This is a genomic window from Natranaerovirga pectinivora (genome assembly GCF_004342165.1).
Taxonomy (GTDB): domain Bacteria; phylum Bacillota; class Clostridia; order Lachnospirales; family DSM-24629; genus Natranaerovirga; species Natranaerovirga pectinivora.
Map to the genome: position 1 here is coordinate 129,255 of NZ_SMAL01000004.1, position 24,302 is coordinate 153,556.

The following is a 24,302-nucleotide window of genomic DNA, read 5'->3' on the forward strand; positions in this document are numbered from 1 at the left end:
TTTATTATAACGTATAAATGCTAACAAATAGTAAACATAGTGTTGAATTTCAGTTAATAATCTAATAACAGTCTATTGCAATTAAGTAAACAAATTTTCCAGTAGAGTAAAAAAAATCCAGTTATAACTGGATTTTATAAATTTATAATCTTGTGTTCTACCATTGTTTGAAGGGCTTTTATGACACCAAATTTTGCGTGTGTATATGTTAATCCCCCTTGAAAATAAACAATATACGGCTCTTTAATAGGCGCATCCGCACTTAATTCAATGGAAGATCCTTGAACAAAAGCGCCTGCAGCCATTATAACTTGACTGTCATAACCTGGCATATCCCACGGTTCCGGAGACACATAACTGTCCACTGGTGCAGCCCCTTGTATACCCTTACAAAAAGAAATAACGCTTTCTGGTGATCCTAATTGTATGGCTTGTACAATATCATGTCTTGTTTCTTGTCCATTTGGTAGGGCTTTATAACCTAATGCTTCAAAAACATTAGCAGCTAGTATAGCCCCTTTTAATGCACCTGCAACCACTTGAGGGGATAAAAACAGACCTTGAAAAAACACTTGATTTAAACCTAATGTTGGTCCCACTTCGCTTCCTAGACCTGGTGCTGTTAAACGGTATGCAGCTCTTTCTACATAAGCTTCTTTACCAACTATGTATCCTCCAATTGGTGCTAATCCTCCTCCTGGATTTTTTATTAATGACCCAACTACTAAATCTGCTCCAACATCAGATGGTTCTATTGTTTCTACAAATTCACCATAACAATTGTCAACCATACAAATAACATCACTTTTAATACTTTTGATATAACTTATTAATTCACCAATTTCTGTAACTGAAAGGGTTTTTCTCCAAGCGTATCCTTTGCTTCTTTGTATGGTTATTAGTTTTGTATGGTCCGTAATTTGTTTTTTAATTCCTTCATAATCAAAGGTTCCATCCTCTAATAAATCAACTTGTTTATATCTTATGCCGTATTCTTTCAAAGAACCTATAGCAGGTCTAATACCAATAACAGATTCTAATGTGTCATATGGTTTGCCAACAGGGGATAACAATTCATCTCCTGGTAGTAAATTTCCAAACAATGCAACAGTAAGTGCATGTGTACCTGATATTATTTGAGGTCTTACTAATGCAGCTTCAGCATTAAATACCGACGCATATACTTTTTCTAATGTTTCCCTCCCATAATCATTGTACCCGTATCCTGAAGTAGATGTAAAATGGGCGTCACTTAATTTGTTTTTTTGCATTGCACGAAGTATTTTCAATTGATTGTATTCTGCAATTTCATCTATTTCTAAAAAACGTTCTTTTAGTTTGTTTTCTATACCTTTGCTGAATTTAAAAACTTTTTCATCTATATTTAAATTTTCATATAATCCACTTAAGTTTAAATTACTCATCTTGACCATCCTATTCTCTAGTGCTTTACCATATAGAATCCCGATTCATAAAATTTTAAGATAAAACCTTATGAATCGGGATTCTATTTATAGTTCCAATTTGCTAATAATTTTTCTATTTTTAATTATTGGCATCCATAGTTGCGGCATTAAAATTAACCTCTACAGTTGGAATAATTGTCGAAATAGCATGTTTATATATCATTTGAGTTTTACCTTCCACCTCTAAAATCACAATAAAGTTATCAAATCCTTTAACTGTACCTTTTAGCTGAAAACCATTTGTTAAATAAACAATTAATGCTACTTTCTCTTTTCTTACTTGATTTAAAAATAAATCTTGTAAATTAATAGCTTTACTCATCTTAAATCGCCCCCTTAAGTTATTTATTAGGATATATTTTATTTATATTATACCTAATACAATTTCATTTTATTATAAAATTTCATTTTCTTCAATATTTTTTATTATTTCTTCAAATATCGAAGGAAAATCAAAATTAAACTTAGTAATATCTACCCATTTGACATTTTTCTCTCTTTTAAACCATGTAAGCTGTCGTTTTGCAAAATGTCTTGTATCTCTTTTAATAATATACTTGGTTTCTTCAAGGGTAATCTTGCCTTCTATATAGTCTAATACTTCTTTATACCCAAGACCTTGCATAGACACTAATTCTTTTGTAAATCCTTTGTCTTTCAAATCTTTTACTTCTTCAATAAGTCCCTCATTAAACATCAAATCAACTCTATAGTTAATTCTTTCATATAATTTTTCTCTATCCATTGTTAGGACAAAATAACTATATTCATAAGGTGATTTTTTTTGTCGTTGTTCTTCGTTATGCTTAGAGATAGGTTCTTTATAGGTCATATAGTATTCTAATGCCCTAATAACTTTTTTTTCATTATTATGGTGTATGGCTTTTGCAGATTCAATATCTACATCGGCTAACATATTGTGTAGATATAAGTTGCCTTCTTTTTCTAAAATTTTAGTTAACTCTTCTCTATAATGGCTACTCTTATCTTCACCTTCTGTAAAATCTATATCATATAGTACTGCTTGTATATAGAACCCTGTTCCTCCAACAATAATAGGTATTTTTCCTTTATTGTGTATCTCTTCAATGTATTTTTTAGCACGTTGTTGAAATATATGAACATTAAATTCATCATCTGGATCAAATTCATCAATAAGATAATGGTTAATACCATCCATTTCATCTTCTTTGATCTTTGCTGTACCTATATCCATACCTCTATATACTTGCATAGAATCTGCAGAAATAATTTCTCCATTTATTCTCTTTGCTAATTCTATTGATAATGCTGTTTTTCCAACTGCCGTTGGACCTGCTAATATAATTAATGGTTTTTTCAATGGTATTTCTCCTTTTAAACCTATTGTATACGTTTAAATTTTCTTTCTAATTCATATTTTGTCATAGAAATTATAGTAGGTCTTCCATGAGGGCAAGTATATGGATTTTCTAGATTTAGTAAATCATCTATTAATTTCTTGGTTTCCATAAATGACATATTGTTATTGGCCTTTACTGCTGCCTTACATGCCATGAGTGCCACTCTTTCTAATAGAATATCAAATTTATTGATATAGTTTTCATCTGATAACAAATCCAATATCTCCAAAAATACTTCTGGTTTTAAGTTTTCACCTAATATATATGGAACAGCTCTTATTGCATAGCTATCACCACCAAAATCTTCTATAACAAAACCTAATTCTTCAAAAACCCTTTTGTATTTTTTAATGACTTCTTGCTCCTTTAAATCTACATCAATAATCAGAGGCTGAAGCAAGGGTTGAGATGATGTGTTGGCTTTTTTAATATTGGATAAGATTTTTTCATAAAGTATTCTTTCATGAGCAGCATGTTGATCGATTAAATAAAACTTTTCTTTAAACTCTACTATCCAGTAGGTATTGAACAATTGACCAATAATCTGATAAAAAGAGACTGCTGACTTTGAGAGTAATGGTTCATTTATAATTAATTGTTCTACAGGGTTTTTAGACTCACTTTCTTTCACTTCACTATAATTATTAATATTTTCTTTAACAAAGGTATTCTGAGTTGTTTGACCCTTACTAGGTTGATTATTGTCCTTGTTATTCTTTTCAACTTTTATTTTAGATAAAGTTGTTTCTTTTTTTCGATCTAATTCTTGGTCCTTACTATCTTTTAAAATATAATCCTTTTCATTATTCACTTTTTCACTGGTTGTATTTAATGCTTTTATTTTTTCCTTTTCAAATGGTTCAGGAATGCCTTTTTGGTAAATCGTTTTATTTTCTTTTTCTTTGTCTAATGTAATCTCTGGTATTAATTCTATTTGCCTTAGACCATCTATAATAACCTTTTTAGTTAACTGAAATAATTCTTCACTGTTGTTAAACCTTATTTCCATTTTTGTAGGATGAACATTGACATCAATTCTTGAACTTTCTATTTTATAATGTAATACACAAAAGGGATATTTATGCATTGGTAGATAAGTTTTATAGCCTTCTTCTAATGCTTTTTGTATTAACGTACTTTTGATATACCTACCATTAATATACGTACTTTCATAATTTCTATTAGAACGGCTAATTTGAGGTTTACCAATAAATCCAGTAATCTCTACCTCTTCTGTTTTATAATTTATAGGAATGATATTTTTTGCAATATCTTTACCATATATATTAAAGATTACGTCTTTTATCTGATTGTTCCCAGAGGTATGTAACTTTACTTGATTGTTATAAATGTATTTAAAAGATATATGGGGATGGGACAATGATAATCGATTCAATAAATCGCTTATATGGCCTGCCTCTGTTCCTGGGGATTTAAGAAATTTTCTCCTTGCAGGGGTATTAAAAAAAAGATTTCTAACAATAATAGTCGTGCCCTCTGGGCATCCTATTTCATCCTTTGAGATTTCATTACCCCCTTGGATAACATACCTTACTCCCGTAATTTCTTCCCTAGTTTTTGATATAACTTCTACTTGGGATACAGAGGCAATACTTGCTAAGGCCTCCCCCCTAAACCCTAATGAAGATACTGTGAATAAATCTTCTATTGATTTGATCTTACTTGTAGAATGTCGTAAAAAAGCTGTTGTAATATCCCCTTTGTTAATCCCTAGTCCATTATCAGTAATTCTAATGAATTGGATACCGCCTTCTTTTATTTCTACGGTAATTGCGCTAGACTTAGCGTCTATTGAATTTTCCACTAGTTCTTTCACGACAGATGCTGGTCTTTCTACAACTTCTCCTGCTGCTATTTTATTTATGGTATGTTGATCTAATAATTTAATTGTTGACATTTTTATCACCAACTATTTTTTTATTATTTTTTGTAATTCATATAACTTATTCAATGCATCCATTGGTGTCATTTCTAAAATGGATAGTGCTTGTAGTTCTTTTATTACTTTATTATGTGTTGTTTCTTCAAACAAACTCATTTGTTGAGGCCTTGATTTATTGTCATCAGTAACTACTTCTTTTTTTTCCTTTAATACCTTTTCTACATTCACGTTCTTTGTTATATCTGCATCTGCTAATTCACTTACCAATTCTTTTGCTCTATTAATAACAAATTCTGGTACACCTGCTAATTTTGCAACTTGGATGCCATAGCTTTGATCGGCTCCACCCTTAATTATTTTTCTAAGGAAAATTATATCGTCACCCAACTCTTTTACTGCGATACAATAATTGTTTACCCCCTCTAATTTGCCTTCCAGCTCAGTTAATTCATGGTAATGGGTAGCAAAAAGAGTTTTGGCACCAATTTTATTAAGATCACTTATGTATTCAACAACTGACCAAGCGATACTTAATCCGTCAAATGTACTTGTTCCTCTACCTATTTCATCTAATATAATCAAACTATTTTTTGTTGCATTTCTTAGTATATTGGCTACTTCTGTCATTTCAACCATAAAAGTACTTTGACCAGAAGCCAAGTCATCTGATGCACCAACTCTTGTAAATATTCTATCTACAATCCCTATATTGGCTTCTGTGGCAGGCACAAAACTTCCAATTTGACCTAATAGGACGATAAGAGCAACTTGTCTCATATAAGTGGATTTTCCTGCCATATTAGGCCCTGTGATAATGGAAATCCTCTGGTCTAGATTGTCTAAATATGTTTCATTAGACACAAACATATCATTATCAATCATCTTTTCAACTACTGGATGTCTACCTTCTTTAATATCAATAACGCCTTCCTTATTGATTGATGGTCTAACATAGTTTTGCCTGTCAGCTACAAACCCATAGGATAGCAAAACATCTAGTGTAGCCACTGCTTTAGCAGTCTTCTTAATTCTAAGTACTTCTTGTCCAATAGCTTCCCTTACTTTCACAAATAAGTCATACTCTATGGCTACAACTTTTTCTTCTGCACCTAGAATGGTATCTTCCATTTCTTTTAACTCTGGCGTAATGTATCTTTCTGCATTTGCCAAAGTTTGTTTTCTTACATAACCCTCGGGTACAAGACTCAAGTAAGATTTTGTAACCTCTATATAGTAGCCAAATACTTTATTGTATTTTATTTTCAAGGATTTGATATTGGTTTTTTCTTTTTCTTTTGCCTCTAACTCACCAATCCATCTTTTACCCTCAGTTGTTGCTGTTCTAAGTTTATCTACTTCTTCATTGTAACCTCTTTTTATAATATGCCCATCTTTTGTAGAAATAGGCGGTTCGTCTATAATGGCTTTGTCTATTAATTCATAAACATCTTTTAAAGGATCTAGTTCATCAAATATCCACTTACTTAATGTACTATCAATGTCATAAATCAATGCTTTAATTCCTGGTAACATTCCTAAAGATTGTTTAAATGCAACTAAATCCCTTGGACTAGCAGTTCCATAACTGATTCTACCTAATAATCTTTCTAAATCATAAACAGGTTGTAATAATTCTCTTAACTCTTCTCTTAGCAACGGTTGATTTTTAAACACCTGAACCATATCTAGTCTATTATTAATTGTATCCATATCAAGTAAGGGTTGCTCAATCCATGTTCTAAGCAATCTTGCACCCATAGCAGTTTTTGTTTTGTCTAACACCCCTATTAGCGACCCTTTTCTCTGTTTATCCCTTAGTGTTTCAACCAATTCTAAATTCCGTCTTGTAAAGTTATCCAACATCATGAAAGCATCTGTTGAATAGGGCACTAAAGTGGTTAAATGTTGCAGTGTATTTTTTTGGGTTTCATAAAGGTATTCTATTAGAGCTCCCGATGCATTGGTTCCAATATTGTACTCTGAAAGACCTAACCCATCTAAGTTATGGACATTAAAGTGATCTTTTATTTTTTGTTCACATCTAGAACTTTCAAAGTACCAGTCTTCTAATGTATTGATTACAGCTATGTATTTTTCTTTGATTTCTTTTATGAATTCGCCATTTAATCCTTCGTTATAAAGCATTTCTGTTGGAGAAAACTTAGCAATTTCATCTAATACCTTTTTCCAATGGTTTACTTCGGTAACATAAAAATCCCCAGTGGTAATATCAACGGTTCCGATCCCATAACGATTTTCACTGCTATAAATACACATTAAATAATTGTTCTTTTTTTCATCTAATGTATTTGGATTAATATTCGTTCCAGGTGTTACAACTCGTACCACATCTCTTTTTACGATGCCTTTTACATCTTTTGGGTTTTCAACTTGTTCACAAATTGCAACTTTATATCCTTTTTGAATTAATCTATTTATATAGTTCTCTGCTGAATGATAAGGAACCCCGCACATTGGTGCTCTTTCTTCTTGCCCACATTCTCTTCCCGTTAGTGTAATTTCTAATTCTCTTGAAGCTGTTATGGCATCTTCAAAAAACATTTCATAAAAATCACCTAATCTAAAAAACATAATGGCATCTTTGTATTTTTCTTTCAATTCCATATACTGCTGCATCATAGGCGTTAGCTTTATCATAATCATTCAAATCCTTTCGATACATCCTTAGGGTATGAGAAACAACAACATTTAGTATGTTGTTGTTTGATATCCTTTTTATTATGCTTGTTCACCTATTAAATAAAAGTTTTTAGCTTCTAATATTTTAACATCAATAATTTTTCCAATTAAATCTTTGTCACCTTTTAAATGTACTAAATGGTTGCTAGATAACCTTCCTGTAACCAATCCATCTCCTTGACCATTTAACTCTTCTACTAATACTTTTACTGTTTTCCCAACTTGTTCTTTTGCTTTTTTATTTACTGAGGGATGCAATGTTTCTAATAATCTATTAAATCGATCTTTCACAATGTCTTCTGGTACTTGTTCTTCTAATTTTGCAGCTGGTGTACCTGTACGTTTTGAATAAATAAATGTAAAAGCGTTATCGTATTCTACTGCTCTCATTACTTCAAGGGTTTCTTCAAAATCTTCTTCTGTTTCTCCTGGGAAGCCTACAATAATATCTGTAGTCAATGCTATATCTGGTCTTACAGCTTTTATTTTCATAACCAAATCTAAGTATTGATCCCTTGTATATTTACGATTCATCTTTTCTAATATTCTTGTACTTCCAGATTGTAATGGAAGATGAAGATTACTGCATATTTTAGTTGATTTTCCAATGGTTTCAATTAATTCATCTGATAAATCCTTAGGATGAGACGTCATAAAACGAATTCTTTCAAGTCCTTCTATTGCTTCTATTTGCTTTAATAACCCAGCAAAGGTTATTTCGTTATCTACTGTTTGTCCATAAGAATTTACATTTTGTCCCAGTAACATTATTTCTACAACACCATCATCAACCAATGCTTTTATTTCATTTACAATATCTTCAGGATTCCTACTTCTTTCACGGCCTCTAACATATGGCACAATACAGTAACTGCAGAAATTATTGCATCCATACATAATATTTACACTGGCTTTAAAATCGTGTTTACGAATGCTTGGTAAGTCTTCTACAATCTCTTTATGCTCTTTCCAAATATCAATAATCATATCCCCTGTATCTAATTTTGCTTTGATTAATTCTGCTAGTTTATAAATATTATGTGTTCCAAATATAATATCTACATGGTTGTAGCTTTTTTTAATGGTTTCAATGACAGCATCTTCTTGCATCATACAACCACACAAAGCTATCATTAAGTCTTTTTTACTCTTTTTAAGGGTTTTTAAATGGCCTACTCTACCATATACTTTCTGATTGGCATTTTCTCTTACTGTACAAGTATTATATAAAATAAAATCTGCATTGATTTCATTATCTGTTTCAATATAGCCAATATGTTCTAATATTCCTTTTAGTTTCTCTGAATCTCTAGCATTCATTTGACAACCATAAGTTTGTATATAAAACTTCTTTTTATTACCGGTTCTTTCATACTCTTCTTGAAATCTAGTAGCCAATTCTTCTATAATATTTTTTTGAATTCTAGCTTCATTTTCTCCTATTACAATTTCCTTTTCTCTTTTAGACATAATTTCCTCCACAAATTCTATATTAAATGACCTTATTTTTTTACTACGTATCTACTTACATTCATCAACCATTAATTATAACAAATAATTCTTCATAAGAAAAGCATATACATTTTATTTTCTACAAGAATAGAGGTTTCCTTACAAAATCAACCTTTTAACAAGAATTATATGCTTATTTTATCTACTAAAATGATAATTTGTTTAAAAATTAATTTGTGAATCTATAATTGTGTCTGTTTTACCGCTTAAGGCCTATTCATAGTTTAAAAATATCCAATAATTGAAATACTTTTTTCTACTTTTTTTATCTTAATTTTATCAATTAATTATGCTATAATAAGTTGACGAAAGGGGAGTACATATGAACAAAAAGCTGACTTTTTACCTTCTTATATTTTCTTTAATTTTAAATTTTACTATTTCTAATGTTTTAGCCTCTGAGGAGATTCAAATTGAATCAACTGCCGCAATCCTTATAGATGCAACTTCAGGTACAGTGCTTTTTGAAAAAGATGGTTATGGTAAACATTATCCAGCAAGTATCACAAAACTTCTGACCTCATTACTTGTTATGGAAACTTTGTCGCCGGATGATATCATTACCCATTCCCATAATGCTGTCAATAGCCTACCACCTGGTAGCAGTAGCATAGGTATGAGACGGGATGAACAATTAACTGTTGACCAAGCCCTCCATGGATTATTACTCATGTCAGCAAATGAAATTGCTAATGCATTTGCTGAGGAAATCAGTGGTTCTATTGAAAATTTTTCAAAACAAATGACTACCCGTGCAAAAGAACTAGGGGCTTTAAACTCTAACTTTGTTAATCCCCATGGCTTACATGATGATAATCATTATACAACAGCATATGATATGGCTATAATCACTAGAGAATTGGTTACTCATCAGTATTTTAGAAATATAATGAAGAATATCACATATCAAATTCCTGAAACAAATGTGGTTTCAGAAATTAGATATTTAGCTCAACGCCACCCTTTTATGAATCATATTAGAGATGTTGCGTCTTATCGTGAAGAAGTAATTGGTGGAAAAACTGGTTATACCATCCCCGCTGGTCATACCCTAGTTACTATAGCTGAAAAAAATGATTTAACACTCATAGTTGTCATTTTAGGCTCTGATAACAACAAAAGATATTCTGATACAAATAAATTAATTGATTATGGCTTTAATAACTTTAAACAAGTAAAACTAATACCACCAGATTTAATGGAAACATTGGCTATTGTAGAGCATTCAGATAATGCTAGCACTGATTTAGGAAGTTCTGTTGTCTCGGTAAATACTTTTTCACCATTTTATGTTCTTGCTCCCATCTCTGAAGCTGAAATTGTTACAAAAATGGAACTGCCTGAATATTTAAGTAAGGATGTTGCTATCGGAGATAAAGTGGGCACTTTTTCCTATTATCAAAATGATAGATTTCTTGCCAGTATTGACTTAGTCATAGAAGATGTTAATTTATTGGTTTTAGAAAAGGCATCTGCTATTAAAGCTTCCTTAGATTGGAAAAGATTATTAGCATTCCTAGTAGTTGCTATATTTTTACTTTTGATTGCAATAAGAAGTAAATTTAAGAGAAACCGATTGTATTACTATAGAAGAAGTCGTAGAACACGTTATTTCAACTAAAAAGTGTGCAATGCACACTTTTTTTAGTTGAAAGTTATATAAAAAATTAAAGGATTCATATGCAAATTTTTATAAATTGTTTTTAGACCTGTCCCTAGTAACCCCTAGTAAAAAAAGCTACTATTGCTTTTTTTATAGCTTCAGCGTATTTTTTATGACCGTCTTCCTCTGTTAATATTTTTAAGTCATTAGGATTGTCATGAAATGCCCCTTCAATAATAAAGCTATGGGTAGTTTCAGTTACTGAATTTCTTAATATCCCATACCAATCTATAGGTCTTTCATTGGTACTTGAATCTAGTTTTCTTGAAAAAACCCTTCTTGTCCTTACTCCAAGATGTTCTGCTATTGTTTTCATCATAGTTTCAGCTATTACTTTATCATTTGGATGCTTCACACTATATATTATTTCTGTACCACTTACATTGGTTTGAGAGACATTGCCAATTGCATTTGTATGAACAGATATTAATAGGTCTGGGGCATTGTCAGAATACATTTTCCCTCTCTCTAGTAGTGTAATATTTGTACCATCTCTTCTTGTTACATACACTTCTGCCCCTTCTTCTATGAGTATTTTTTCTAGTTCATAAGAAACCTTTAGAACATAGTCTCCTTCAGCGTAATTTTTATCTACTGGACTAACATTCATTCCTGCTCCATGACCTGGATCAATAACAATTTTTTTCCCTTTTAGTGGTCCATTGTTTGGATTAGAATCCACTATTTCTATCTTCTTAATAGGGTCTTCATTTATGATATTTATAGCATTTCCTAAACCTTGTACTTCTAAATTGAATAGTTTTGCTAACTCCGTAACCTTAAAATATTCTTCACCTATAATCTCTAAAAAGTCTTTAAGTTTTATTGTTGTATAACCTTTATCAATTAAATAGTTAGCCTCTCTATTAGTATTTTCGTCATTTAATAAAACTTTAACTTTTCTCATATTTATCACCTCACATTTTTCTCTTCTTACTTTACTCTATGTTTTTTCTTAAGGATTTGTCCACCTTAATGTAGTATTTTGGTATTTATTTTTTATCTATTATTTTGTACAATAGTATTTATAAGGATGTGAGCTTATGTACCTAAACGAAAGTGAACTAAAAAATGTGACTATAGATTATGAATGTTTAAAATTGTTAAATGTAGATTTATCATCAACTTTAATATTTGATATTGAGACTACTGGTTTTTCTTCTTTAACAAACCAAATATATCTTATAGGATGTATTTATTTTTCTAATAATAAAGTATTGCTTAAACAATGGCTATGTGAATCTTTAGGTGAGGAAAAAGACATTTTATTAGCATTTATTTCTTTTATCAAAGACTTTAAAGATATCATTCATTTCAATGGTAGCCGATTTGATATACCCTTTATGACTAAAAGATTAAATAACCATAATATCCTTTTTGACTTAAATACCATTAAAGAACATGACCTTTATCTAAACATGAAACATTATAAAGATTATTTGAATATTAATTCATTGAAACAAAAAGAATTAGAATTATATATGGGAATAAATAGAGAAGATAAATATACAGGGGGGGAACTTATAGGGTATTTTTATCATTTTATAAACACCAAAGATGAAGGTATAAAGGATATGCTCCTATTACATAATAAAGATGATCTAAAAGGTCTTGCCTCCATATTATCACTATTTCGAATACCTTGTTTTTTTATAGATCTGAAAAATAGACTTTTAACAAAGGATTATGCTCTATTGGTTACTGATCATACCATTGAAATAGCATTAGAGAACTTAATGGATTTACCTAAAGATTTGAATTATAGAAATGAAGCGTTTATATTAAAAATATCTGATCATAAGATTATAATAGAAATTCCATTTTCAGACACTGAAATGAAGCACTTTTTCGCCAACTATAAGGATTATTTTTATTTACCTAATGAAGATGAAGCTATCCATAAAAGCATTGGTGTATATGTAGATGGTTCTAGTCGAATACAAGCTAAAGCATCCAATTGTTATATAAAAAAAAGAGGTAAGTTTATACCCCTTTTTGAGAAAATTGATAGCTGTTTATTTAAAAAAAGCTATCAAGATTCTATGTATTATATATGTCTTGATGACTTACAAAATAGTATCTCCACTAGGGAAAATTATATAAATCATCTCATTCAAAACTTATAAATCATTTTCTTTTTGATAGAAGAAAGATTTAAATGCAGAGAATTTAAAAACCTGAGGTTGTATTATTTGTTCTGTGCTTCCAACAAATAATATACCTTCTTTTTTTAATCCTTTATTAAACTTTTTATATATCTCAATTTTTGCATCTTCTGTAAAGTATATGAGTACATTTCTACATACAATAAGATCACATTGACTAGGATATTCATCTTTTAAAAGATTATGTTGCTTAAATTCAACGCATTTCTTTATATCCTCAATTACTTGAAAAGAAGATGTCCCTACTTTTCTAAAATACTTTTCTTTAAATTCTACTGGTAGTGCAGCTAAACTTTTCTCAGTATATAATCCTAATTGAGCTTTTGATAATACTTGCTTATCAATGTCTGTGGCTATAATCTTAATTTGTGACAAAGGCATAAATTTAGATAATAACATTACTAAGGAATAAGGTTCATCACCTGTAGAACAAGCTGCACTCCATATTTTTACTTTTTTACCAGCTTTATTAAATAAATGTGGCAATACATAGTCTTCAAGAATTTTCCACTGCTCAGGATTTCTATAGAATTCTGATACATTAATGGTTAAGTAGTTTACAAATTCTTCGAATAAATCTTTATTGGTTTTTAATGCTTTTACATAACTAACATAATCATCATAGCTATTTTTCTTAATCAACGAATCTATTCTTCGTTTCATTTGACGTTCTTTGTAGGCATTAAGGTCTATGTTAGTTAACGCATATATTTCTTTCTTAAAGCTTTCATAATCGTTTAACAAGTTTCTACCCCTTTAAATTTAAGCTTCCGTAGTTTCAGATTGTTTTTCTTCCATTGATTTAATACTTAAGCTGATTTTTTTATCTTCTTCTTTAAAATCAATGATTTCTGCTGTAACTTCTTGACCAATTTTTAATGCATCTGATGGCTTTTCAATATGATCTTTAGATATTTGAGATACATGTAATAACGCATCTACACCCGGTTGGATTTCAACGAATGCACCAAACTCAGTCATTCTTGCAACTTTACCAGTAACTACAGTTCCTACAGCAAATTTTTCACTAGCCTTTTCCCAAGGATTTTCATTAGGAAATTTTAAGCTTAGTGAAATTTTCTTACTATCTTTATCAATATCTTTAACTAAAACTTTAACTGTTTCATCAACCTTTAAAACTTTACCTGGGTTTTGGATTCTTCCCCATGACATTTCAGATATATGAAGCAGTCCATCTGCACCACCAAGATCGATAAATGCACCAAAATCAGTTACATTTTTAACTCTACCTTCTACGATAGCACCTTTTTCAATGGTTCCAAATAATTCTTTTTGTTTCTTTTGTCTTTCAGCTTTTAATAATTGTTTTCTACTTCCAATAATTCTTCTGCGTTTTGGATTGTATTCTATTATTTGGAATTCAATTTCTTTATTCAAATAAGATTTCAAATCACTTTCAAATTGATCTGATACCAAACTAGCAGGTATAAACACTCTAGCTTCATCAACAATAACTACTACTCCACTAGGTAATACTTCTGCAACTTTTTCCACTAAAACTTCTTTGCTATTTGCAGCATCTTCAATTCTTTTATATCCTTTTTCTGCTGCTAATCTTTTATAGGTTAATAGAACTTGTCCATCACCATCATTAACTTTTATTACTTTAGCTTCTAATTCATCACCTATATTAACCAATGTTCTTAAATCTACATTAGGATAGTTTGAGAATTCTTGTCTTGTAATAATCCCATCAGACTTAAATCCAATATTTAATATTACTTCATTTTCACTTACTGCGATTACCTTTCCTTTTACTATTTTACCATTATGAATGGAAAAAAGTGATTCCTCTAATAATTTTTCAAAACTATTTTCATTATCATGATCGTTATGTGTCATTTTAAAAATAACCTCCTCAATTATGTTATTTGGTGTTGAAGCTCCTGCTGTAATCCCAACAATATCGTCAGGCTTAAATTCTTTAAAATCAATATCATTCACTGTTTCTATGTGATAGGTATTCTGACACTCATTTTTGCAAATTTCATAGAGCTTCTGTGTATTAGAACTATGTCTTCCACCAATTACTATCATTTTATTTACTTTTTTAGCAATCTGCAACGCTTCACTTTGACGTTGATTTGTAGCACTACAGATTGTATTAAAAACAATTACATCATAAACCTTTTTCCTAACAATTTCAACTATTTCTTCAAATTTATTGGTATTAAATGTTGTTTGTGCAACAACACATATTTTGTTGTTTACTTCTATATCTAAATTATTAGCTTCTTCCACTGAGTTTATTACCATTGGATTAGAATAACTCCAACCCATTATTCCTGCAACTTCTGGATGATCTTTATTACCTACAATCAATATCCTATAATCTTTTTTACTATGTTCTTTAACGATTCTATGAATTCTTTTAACGAATGGACATGTTGCGTCTAAAACTTTATTAAATTTTACTTCAGCATTATTATAAACTTCCTGTGAAATACCATGGGATCTAATAATTAGTGTTCCATCAACTATTGTATGAATATCTTCTACAGATTCCATTACTTTTATACCATTTCTATTTAAATCATCTACAACTTGTTGATTATGAATGATTGGACCTAAAGTATAAATGTTTTTTAAATTTGAGTATTCATAAGCTTTTTTTACTGCTCTATCTACACCAAAGCAAAAACCAGCACTTTTAGCTAATATAATTTTCAATCTAATTCAATCCTTTTCGTATAGATAGAAATGATTTTCTCCACTACTTCATCTATTGTCAAATCTGAAGTATCGACTACTACTGCATCTTCAGCTTTTCGAAGTGGTGCAATCTCTCTATTCATATCTTTATTATCCCTTGCTTCGATCTCAGATTCAACTCTTTTTAAGTCAATATCTTCGCCTTTTTCAAGCAATTCAGTCCAACGTCTTTTAGCTCTTTCAAAAATACTAGCTGTAAGATAGATTTTTAAGTCTGCATTAGGCAAAACATATGTCCCTATATCTCGCCCATCCATTATTACATTTCCTTCTTCAGAAAGCTTTCTTTGAAGTTCTACTAGTTTTAATCGAACAGGTTTGTATATGGAGATAACCGATGCCATTTGCCCTGCCTCAGATGTTCTAATTAAGCTATTAACATTTTCTCCATTTAAAATAACTTGTTGTTCGCCATTAATATATTGTATCTTTATATCAATGTTAGAACAAGTATTATATATAGTATTTTCATCATTTAAATCAATTTTAAGGCGACAGAATTCAAGGCCCATTGCTCTATACATAGCTCCTGTATCTATATAAGTATAATTTAGTTTATTGGCTATTTTTTTTGCAATTGTACTTTTCCCTGCTCCCGCTGGCCCATCTATGGCTATACTTTTATATAATTTCATCTTTTGCCTCCAAGTTGACTCATTTAATTATATGTATTTTTACATTTATTTGTCAACATCTGCAATATCTGGTCTTAATTTTATTGCCTCTTTTAAGTAAATATGTTTTATATTTTTTTTAGGTAGATTTGTATTACAGTGGACTAAAACTCTAATACATTTTTCAAGACTACCTATTACATCCATTTCTTGAACACAAAATAATGGGGTTTCTGTAATGCCCATTTCTCTAGCAGCTACTGCAGGGTACTGACTATCTAAATCTTTTGTAGCAGAAAATAATATTGAAACCATATCATCTTGTTGAATATTGTTTTCTGCAATGATCATTTTTATAAGTTCTTTTGTGCATTCATTTATATCTTTTTTTGTATTATTATCAACTGTAATTGCGCCTCTAATTCCAATCATCTAATCACCTATTCTTATTTAGTTAATACTTAATCCAGCCAAATATCCAGTTGACCAAGCAATCTGTAGATTAAAACCCCCGGTCAAAGCATCTAAGTCTAGTACTTCACCAACAAAATAAACTCCAGATACTAATTTGGATTCCATGGTGTGGGGATCTATGTCTTTTACATCAATGCCACCATAAGTAATAATAGCCTCATTATAACCTCTTAAATCAATAATATGACAGGTTAATGCTTTTAAGGTTTTTACTAAATTATTTCTTTCTTCCTTTGTAATTTCAGATATTTTCTTGTCTTCAGGAATATTAGAAAGCTTAATAATCACTGGTATTAATTTTTTAGGTAGCAAATCGTCTAAAGTATTCTTAAATTGTTTTTTTTGATATTTATCAAAATCTTTTAAAATACGTTTGTCTAATTCATTTTCATTTAATCCAGGCTTTAAATCTATGGATAAGGTTATATTCTTATTAAATTTAGGGAGTATAAATCTACTTGCACTTAGAATTATTGGACCAGATACACCAAAATGTGTAAATAGCATTTCCCCAAAATCTTCATAAAGTTTATTATCTCCGTCATTAATGGTAATCTTCACATTTTTTAATGATAGCCCTTGTAAGTCCTTGATCCAATTTTCTTTTGTAACTAAAGGTACTAAAGATGGAGATGTTTTTGTAATATAATGTCCCATAGTTTTAGCAAATTTAAAACCATCACCTGTAGAACCTGTAGGCGCATATGACAAACCACCTGTCCCTATTATAACCGCATCACCATATATGGTAGTGTTGTTTTTAAGACAAATGCCTTTAAACCTATTTTTCTCTTGAATGATAGAAATAACCTCACTATCTAGTAATATTTCTACACCCAGTTTATTTAATTCTTTTTCCAATACTTTTATAACATCAGATGATTTATCGGACTCTGGAAAAACTCTATTACCTCTTTCCACTTTAGTCTTTAAACCTAATTCATTAAAAAATTGAATGGTAGCATCATTTGAAAATGTATAAAAAGCACTGTATAAAAACTTTGAATTGGTAATAACTTGTCCAAACAAATGGTCCATATCACAATCATTGGTAATATTACATCGACCTTTGCCTGTAATAAAAAGCTTTTTCCCTAATTTATTATTCTTTTCACATAGTACAACCCTATGTCCATTACGTGCAGCTATTATGGCAGATACCATTCCAGCAGGTCCACCACCAACAACTATAACTTTTTTCATTCTATTAACTCCTAGTCCTGATTATTAGGTTTTTGTCTATTGAGATCATAATTAATATTGATATTAATGTCATCATCATTTTTATCGTATACTTGATACTCTTCCCAAATTGATTCTAAACTTTGCAAAGTATTAATAAGTTCTTTTTGTTTTTTCATACACAATGCCACAATAAGGGCATTTATAACACTTAATGGTGCCACTAATGAATCAACGAAAGAAGCCATATCACTTCTTGCAAGCAAGCTTAAATTTGCATAAGGAATCATTGGAGATAATGAACTATCTGTTATTGTAATTACATTTGCATCTCTAGATCTAGCAAATTCCATAGCTTTTAAAGTACGTTTTGAATATCTTGGAAAACTAATACCAATAACAACATCTTCTGGCCCCATACGATAAATTTGCTCAAACATCTCACTAACACTATTCGTATGTATTAACTTTACATTATCAAATATTAAATTAAAATAAAAACCTAAAAAACTAGCTAAGGCAGCACTACTTCTAACACCAAGTATATATATTTTCCTTGCTGATAAAATCATATCTACTGCTTGGTCAAAAGTTTCTGCATTAATGTCTTCTAATGTGTATCTGATTTTTTCTGCATCTGATTGGAGTACTGATTTTAGAATATGTTGTTTGTTTATTCGATCAGATGCAACTTCCATTCTTTGAATGGATGTCAATTTATTTTTAACCAATTCTTCTAATGCTCTTTGTAATTTTGGATACCCGTCATAACCTAATTCATTAGCAAATCTAACTACTGTTGACTCACTAACACCTACAATTTTACCAAGTTTTGCGGCAGTTAAAAATACCGCTTTTTCATAATGTTTTATGATATAATTTGCTAATAATCTTTGTCCCTTACTAAGTTTAGGATAATTTTCATTAATACGCTTTATTAAATCATTTTGATTCATCTTATCTCACCATTCGTCTTATTATAGTTAATGTATTTTTTTTATTAAACATCTATTTTATATAATTTTCAACATGTTTTCAAAAAGAAATTTGTCTAAATATATAATCTAAATAATTATATCACAAATGAAGGATTTTTTGCAAAGAATTTCATTATATATTATTATAAATTTATTAATCTAATGGTTATGTTTTAATCCTTTACATTGAATACCATACACTAAATAATCAAAATAATGCTAAGATAAGAGTATAAAGTTATTATGACACCCTGATAAAAGTTCATTTATCCAGGGTGTCATTTTTATTACTTTATAGGAAAGTTCTATTTCCTATAAAGTAACACTATTGATTAAATGCGCGGCATTTTTCTAGCACAGTTAGAAAAAGCTTGATGCGCAAGAACAAAATGACTTCGAATAAGCAACTAATAAATGTTTTTGAGAGTGACGAAGTCACTTTTTTCTATACTAGGATAATGCTAGATTCTCCGTACATAAAAAATTTTTATTAAAAGTGCAATATTTTATCCTTATACTGGATATGCTTTGCTGTTAATGTCTGTTACTTGTGGATCTATTTTTGTTTTTTGAGCTTGTCTATACTTGAAAAATTCCTCTGCCACTTGTGGGAATAAAGCATATGATAATATATCTTCATCTTGTTCTTTGTATTGTTTCATTTCTTCTTCGATTTTCTTTAATTCTGGTTGAATTAAATCAGCAGGTCTACAAATGATTGGTTCTTCATTACCTATGATTTTTTTTCTAATTTCATCACTTATAGATACTGGTGTTTTACCATATTCACCTCTAACCACAGCTTTAGATTCTTTTGTAACCATTTTATAACGTTCCCCACCTAGTACATTAAGAACTGCCTGTGTCCCTACAATTTGACTTGAAGGGGTTACTAGAGGTGGATACCCAAAATCTGCACGTACTCTTGGTATTTCTTTTAAAACTTCTTGGAATTTATCTTCAGCTTTTTGTTCTTTTAGCTGAGATACTAAATTAGATAACATACCACCTGGTACTTGGTACAATAATGTTTTAATATCAACACCTAATACTTTTGGATTAAGTAAGCCTGATTCTATAGCTTCTTCTCTTAAAGGTCTAAAATAATCTGCTATTTCTGCTAACAAATTCTGGTCAAATCCTGTATCAAAACTTGTTCCTTTAAGGGTTTCCACCATAACTTCTGTAGCTGGCTGAGCGGTACCCATAGCAAAGGCTGAAATAGCTGTATCAATAATATCTACACCTGCTTCAATCGCCTTTAGATAGGCCATCCCAGCAACACCACTAGTGTAATGACTATGAATACAAATTGGAACTTTAACAGCGCTTTTTAATGCTTTAACAATTTCTTCCGCTGCATATGGTACAAGTAGCCCTGCCATATCTTTAATACATATAGAGTCTGCCCCCATATCTTCTAGTTGTTTTGATAATTTCACATAATAATCTAAAGTGTGGACTTCACTTAGTGTATAAGAAATAGCAACTTGAGCGTGACCACCCTCTTTTTTTGTTGCATTAACAGCTGTTTTTAAGTTACGAATATCATTAAGGGCATCAAAAGTCCTAATAATATCCATACCATTTGCAACTGTTTTTTGAACAAAGTACTCAACTACATCATCTGCATAGTGACGATATCCTAATAAGTTTTGACCTCTAAGTAGCATCTGTAGTTTTGTATTTTTAAAACCATCTTTTAGTTTTCTAAGGCGCTCCCAAGGATCTTCTTTTAAAAACCTTAAACAAGAGTCAAATGTAGCCCCACCCCAACATTCTACTGAGTGATAACCTACTTGATCTAATTTCTCTATTATAGGCAACATTTCATCTGTTGTCATTCTTGTAGCAATTAGAGATTGATGGGCATCTCTTAATATGGTATCCGTTATTTTAACGGGCTTTTTAATTATTTCTGCCATTTTTCTTCCTCCTTCCAATTAAATCTACTAATTTATCCAAATATTGCTAAAAATGCTCCTGCTGCAACTGCTGAACCGATAACGCCTGCTACGTTAGGTCCCATTGCATGCATTAATAAGAAATTATTTGGATTTTCATCTCTACCAACTTTTTGCACAATCCTTGCTGCCATAGGTACAGCAGAAACCCCTGCCGCCCCAATCAGTGGATTTACTTTTCCACCTGAAAGCTTGCACATAACTTTTCCAAATAGAACACCCGCTGCTGTCCCAATACAAAATGCAACTAACCCTAAAGCAATGATTGCTAATGTGGTTGTATTTAAGAAGTTCTCTGCTAAAGCTGAAGCCCCAACGGATAACCCTAAAAAGATAACAATAATATACATAAGGGCATTAGAAGCCGTATCAACTAAGTTTCTAACAACGCCTGATTCTTTTAACAAGTTCCCAAACATTAACATCCCAACTAATGGTGCAGTCTCTGGTAAAACTAATATTACAAGTATTGCAACAATGATTGGAAATAATATCTTTTCTAACTTTGACACTGGTCTTAATTGTTCCATTTGAATAGCCCGTTCTTCTTTAGTAGTAAACAGCTTCATTATTGGTGGCTGAATAATAGGGACCATTGCCATATAAGAATAAGCTGCAACTGCAATTGGAGATAAAAACTCTGGTGCCAAACGGGTAGCTATATAAATAGCTGTAGGGCCATCGGCTCCTCCTATGATCCCAATGGCTGCTGCTACTTCCTTTGTAATATCTTCTAAACCAGGGATATAAGTCCCTAAAAATACTGCTGATATAAATGCAAAAAAGATACCAAATTGTGCTGCCGCTCCAAGCAAGAAACTTTTTGGATTGGCTAGTAAAGGTCCAAAATCCGTTAATGCACCAACACCAACAAATATTAATGGTGGGAATATTCCCAGTTTATTACCTTGTGATAAATAATATAATAAACCGCCTATATTTTCACCTTCAGGTGGGGCATATATTCCCGGGAATAAGTTAACTAATAACATACCAAATGCTATAGGAATTAATAACAATGGCTCATATTCTTTTTTTATTGCTAAATATAATAAAATCAATGAAACAATGATCATAATGACATTGTTTAATTCAAGGATATTAAAAGCACTTTGTAAATACAATTGATTTAAAATTTTAAATATATCCATTTGTTCAATCTTACCTCCCTCTATCGTTTAGGGGTTTTTTTATTAGTTTAATGTAACGATAATATCCCCAGACTCAATGGCTTGACCTTTGTTGACATTTATACTGGCAACAGTTCCACTTTCAGATGCAACAACTTCGTTTTCCATCTTCATAGCCTCTAATATTGCTACAACATCACCTTTATTCACTTGTTGGCCTTGAGATACTTTTACATCTATAATTTTCCCTGGCATTGGTGCAATTACTTTAACGCCTCCTGCTGAAGCAGGTGCTGACGGAGCTTTTGGTGCTGCCTGAGCTATTTGTTGTACTGGTGCCGATGGTGCGGATACTACTGAAGATGCTCCTGTGCCTATTTCTTCCACATCTACTTCGTATGTATTGCCATTAACTGTAACTCTGAATTTTTTCATATCTATAGTCCTCCTATAATCTCATAATTTTATACATATTTTTATTGGTATTGCCATTTGCTTCTTTTTTCATTTACACGTCTTATGGACCTTACTTGAAGTTGGTCAGAAGTCGTATTAAGAGATGATGCAATGGCAGCTGTAATAACTGCAACCAATTCTAAATCATCTACATTTTCTCTTTCAATTGCTTTTATTGGCTCTTCTTTTACCACAGGCACATCACTTTTTTTATTGGATGCTCTTGTTGTAAGCTTATAAACATGTTTAAACTGGCTAATTATAATGGCAATGATTATAAGAATCGTAAAAACTATTGCCATACCAATAATCGTAACCCATAGTGCATCAATAATAACATTCATTTTTACACCTCATTTATAAAACCGTACCATGTTTTTTATCTGGACGGCTTTCTCTTTTAGATAATAACATTTCTAAAGTTGCTATTATTCTTTTTCTAGTAGCGCCAGGTTCTATGATATCATCAATATATCCTCTGCTTGCTGCTGCATATGGACTTTCTTGTAACGCTTCATATTCAGCAGTTTTTTCATTTAATATTGCATTAATATCATTAGATTCTTTGATTTCTTTTGCGTATATTATTTTCACAGCAGAAGAAGCTTCCATCATACCAACTTTTGCTGATGGCCAAGCATATACAAAGTCTGCACCTATATGTTTGCTATTCATTGCTATATATGCACTTCCATATCCTCTATTGACTAATACATTTACTTTTGGCACTGTTGCATTGGCAAAGGCATATAACATTTTACTTACTGATTTTGAAATACCTTTTGATTCTTCTTCAACTGTGGCTTTAAATCCTACAACATCTGTAAACGTTACAATTGGAATGTTAAAAGCGTCACAAATGCTTATAAATTTTGTTCCTTTATCACTTCCATCAGATGTTATTGAACCATCCCCATCTAATGTTTGATTAGCAACAACCCCAACAGTATTACCATTTAAACGGATAAATCCTGTAACCATAGATGTAGCAAAATTCTCTTTTACAGGTATAAACAAATGATTATCAGCTATTTTGGTGATGACAGAAACAGCGTCGAATCCATTGGTTAAATCCAAGTTATTAAATTCTGAGTCCACTCGGTTAAGATCATCTGTACACTCTACAAGTGGTGATTCCTCTAAATTATTAGATGGTAAGATGTCTACCAATTGTCTAATCCTCTGTAATAGATCATTTTCATTGTCAAAAACAAAATCCACCAAACCAGATGCTTCACTATGGAATTTTGATGATGCTACTGTATCAAATGTAGCTGCTTTACTATCTAGCGCATTAGGACTATTAACATATAGCCTTGCACCTTTATTAATCATAAATGTGAAATCAGATAAAGACGGTATGAATGTTGTTCCCCCGCCACAGTTGCCTAAAACAGCTGTTATTTGCGGAACAACCCCTGATGCTAAGGTTTGTTTTAAAAACAACTCTCCAAAGCCTTGAAGTGCATCTGTTGACTCTTGTAGACGCATACCTGCAGAATCAACTAGACCTATAATTGGTGCTCCCATTTTAAGAGCCAAATCATAGATATGACTTATTTTTTTTGCGTGCATTTCACCTAATGCACCGCTTAAAACTGTGTTGTCTTGACTATAAACATAAACCAATCGACCTTCGATCGTTCCATATCCTGTAACAACGCCATCAGCAGGTGTTGATTCAGTTGTCATATTAAAGTTAGTGGATCTATTAGAAATAAATGCACCAATTTCAACAAAACTATACCCATCTAGTAACAAAGAAATTCTTTCTCTTGCTACTAGATTTGAAGGATCTTTTTGATTATCTTTTTCACCGCCACCAGATTCGATATCGGTACGGCGTTTTATGAGTTCATTTAAATTCGTTGTATTGCTCATTTTTCGCCCTCCATATTTTATTTAATATTCAAGATAAATGTATATATACTTTTAGTAATATATTGGAGAATTTTCGCAATTTTTTATACAAAAACTCTTA

General features: G+C 31.0%; 20 protein-coding genes. 2 read left to right on the top strand and 18 right to left on the bottom strand.

Annotated elements, in window-relative coordinates:
- Positions 1–134: 134 nt before the first annotated feature.
- The 6 genes from EDC18_RS07660 to miaB form a co-directional block, all read right to left on the bottom strand.
- Positions 135–1,424 carry a methionine gamma-lyase family protein gene (locus EDC18_RS07660; RefSeq protein ID WP_132251881.1) on the bottom strand — a complete coding sequence of 430 codons (1,290 nt, stop codon included), beginning with the start codon at positions 1,422–1,424 and terminating at the stop codon, positions 135–137.
- A gap of 121 nt (positions 1,425–1,545) precedes the next feature.
- Positions 1,546–1,788: an RNA chaperone Hfq gene (gene hfq / locus EDC18_RS07665; RefSeq protein WP_132251883.1), complete on the bottom strand. Its 243-nt coding sequence runs from the start codon at positions 1,786–1,788 to the stop codon at positions 1,546–1,548.
- 72 nt (positions 1,789–1,860) lie between these two features.
- Complete coding sequence (gene miaA / locus EDC18_RS07670; protein WP_132251884.1) at positions 1,861–2,808, bottom strand: tRNA (adenosine(37)-N6)-dimethylallyltransferase MiaA; 948 nt, start codon at positions 2,806–2,808, stop codon at positions 1,861–1,863.
- Positions 2,809–2,828: 20 nt separating this feature from the next.
- The gene (gene mutL / locus EDC18_RS07675) at positions 2,829–4,766 is read right to left on the bottom strand and encodes a DNA mismatch repair endonuclease MutL (protein WP_132251886.1); all 1,938 of its coding nucleotides are present in this window, start codon (positions 4,764–4,766) and stop codon (positions 2,829–2,831) included.
- A gap of 12 nt (positions 4,767–4,778) precedes the next feature.
- Entirely contained in the window at positions 4,779–7,409 is a 2,631-nt protein-coding gene (gene mutS, locus EDC18_RS07680) for a DNA mismatch repair protein MutS (RefSeq protein ID WP_207669180.1), read from the bottom strand.
- An 81-nt stretch (positions 7,410–7,490) separates the two neighbouring features.
- The gene (gene miaB, locus EDC18_RS07685) at positions 7,491–8,921 is read right to left on the bottom strand and encodes a tRNA (N6-isopentenyl adenosine(37)-C2)-methylthiotransferase MiaB (RefSeq protein ID WP_132251888.1); all 1,431 of its coding nucleotides are present in this window, start codon (positions 8,919–8,921) and stop codon (positions 7,491–7,493) included.
- 364 nt (positions 8,922–9,285) lie between these two features.
- Between miaB and EDC18_RS07690 the strand changes: the two genes are divergently transcribed.
- A complete protein-coding gene (locus EDC18_RS07690) occupies positions 9,286–10,584 on the top strand; it encodes a D-alanyl-D-alanine carboxypeptidase family protein (protein WP_132251890.1) in 1,299 nt (432 codons plus the stop codon).
- Between the two features lie 94 nt (positions 10,585–10,678).
- Here the strand turns inward: EDC18_RS07690 and EDC18_RS07695 are convergent, their stop codons facing one another.
- On the bottom strand, positions 10,679–11,533 hold the full coding sequence (locus EDC18_RS07695; protein WP_132251892.1) for an N-acetylmuramoyl-L-alanine amidase family protein: 855 nt from the start codon (positions 11,531–11,533) through the stop codon (positions 10,679–10,681).
- Between the two features lie 136 nt (positions 11,534–11,669).
- Here EDC18_RS07695 and EDC18_RS07700 point away from each other — a divergent pair, with 136 nt between their 5' ends.
- Positions 11,670–12,752 (top strand): ribonuclease H-like domain-containing protein, encoded by a 1,083-nt coding sequence (locus EDC18_RS07700; protein WP_132251894.1) that lies wholly within the window; start codon positions 11,670–11,672, stop codon positions 12,750–12,752.
- Here EDC18_RS07700 and EDC18_RS07705 read toward each other — a convergent pair.
- From EDC18_RS07705 to EDC18_RS07755, 11 genes are all read right to left on the bottom strand, one after another.
- A complete protein-coding gene (locus EDC18_RS07705) occupies positions 12,747–13,535 on the bottom strand; it encodes a CheR family methyltransferase (protein ID WP_132251896.1) in 789 nt (262 codons plus the stop codon). The two genes, EDC18_RS07700 and EDC18_RS07705, sit on opposite strands and share 6 nt — an antisense overlap.
- 18 nt (positions 13,536–13,553) lie before the next feature.
- Entirely contained in the window at positions 13,554–15,482 is a 1,929-nt protein-coding gene (locus EDC18_RS07710; protein ID WP_132251898.1) for a bifunctional 4-hydroxy-3-methylbut-2-enyl diphosphate reductase/30S ribosomal protein S1, read from the bottom strand.
- Entirely contained in the window at positions 15,479–16,159 is a 681-nt protein-coding gene (gene cmk / locus EDC18_RS07715) for a (d)CMP kinase (RefSeq protein ID WP_132251900.1), read from the bottom strand. The genes EDC18_RS07710 and cmk overlap by 4 nt, the downstream gene beginning before the upstream one ends.
- 45 nt (positions 16,160–16,204) lie before the next feature.
- Positions 16,205–16,570 (bottom strand): chorismate mutase, encoded by a 366-nt coding sequence (gene aroH / locus EDC18_RS07720; RefSeq protein WP_132251902.1) that lies wholly within the window; start codon positions 16,568–16,570, stop codon positions 16,205–16,207.
- Between the two features lie 18 nt (positions 16,571–16,588).
- The gene (locus EDC18_RS07725) at positions 16,589–17,815 is read right to left on the bottom strand and encodes a BaiN/RdsA family NAD(P)/FAD-dependent oxidoreductase (RefSeq protein ID WP_132251903.1); all 1,227 of its coding nucleotides are present in this window, start codon (positions 17,813–17,815) and stop codon (positions 16,589–16,591) included.
- An 11-nt stretch (positions 17,816–17,826) separates the two neighbouring features.
- Positions 17,827–18,750 carry a MurR/RpiR family transcriptional regulator gene (locus EDC18_RS07730; protein ID WP_132251905.1) on the bottom strand — a complete coding sequence of 308 codons (924 nt, stop codon included), beginning with the start codon at positions 18,748–18,750 and terminating at the stop codon, positions 17,827–17,829.
- A gap of 533 nt (positions 18,751–19,283) precedes the next feature.
- Complete coding sequence (locus EDC18_RS07735; RefSeq protein WP_132251906.1) at positions 19,284–20,696, bottom strand: oxaloacetate decarboxylase subunit alpha; 1,413 nt, start codon at positions 20,694–20,696, stop codon at positions 19,284–19,286.
- Between the two features lie 32 nt (positions 20,697–20,728).
- Complete coding sequence (locus EDC18_RS07740; RefSeq protein WP_132251907.1) at positions 20,729–21,886, bottom strand: sodium ion-translocating decarboxylase subunit beta; 1,158 nt, start codon at positions 21,884–21,886, stop codon at positions 20,729–20,731.
- A 42-nt stretch (positions 21,887–21,928) separates the two neighbouring features.
- On the bottom strand, positions 21,929–22,300 hold the full coding sequence (locus EDC18_RS07745) for a biotin/lipoyl-containing protein (RefSeq protein WP_132251909.1): 372 nt from the start codon (positions 22,298–22,300) through the stop codon (positions 21,929–21,931).
- Between the two features lie 41 nt (positions 22,301–22,341).
- Complete coding sequence (locus EDC18_RS07750) at positions 22,342–22,665, bottom strand: OadG family protein (RefSeq protein ID WP_132251911.1); 324 nt, start codon at positions 22,663–22,665, stop codon at positions 22,342–22,344.
- A 13-nt stretch (positions 22,666–22,678) separates the two neighbouring features.
- Positions 22,679–24,202: an acyl-CoA carboxylase subunit beta gene (locus tag EDC18_RS07755; RefSeq protein WP_132251913.1), complete on the bottom strand. Its 1,524-nt coding sequence runs from the start codon at positions 24,200–24,202 to the stop codon at positions 22,679–22,681.
- Positions 24,203–24,302: the final 100 nt, after the last annotated feature.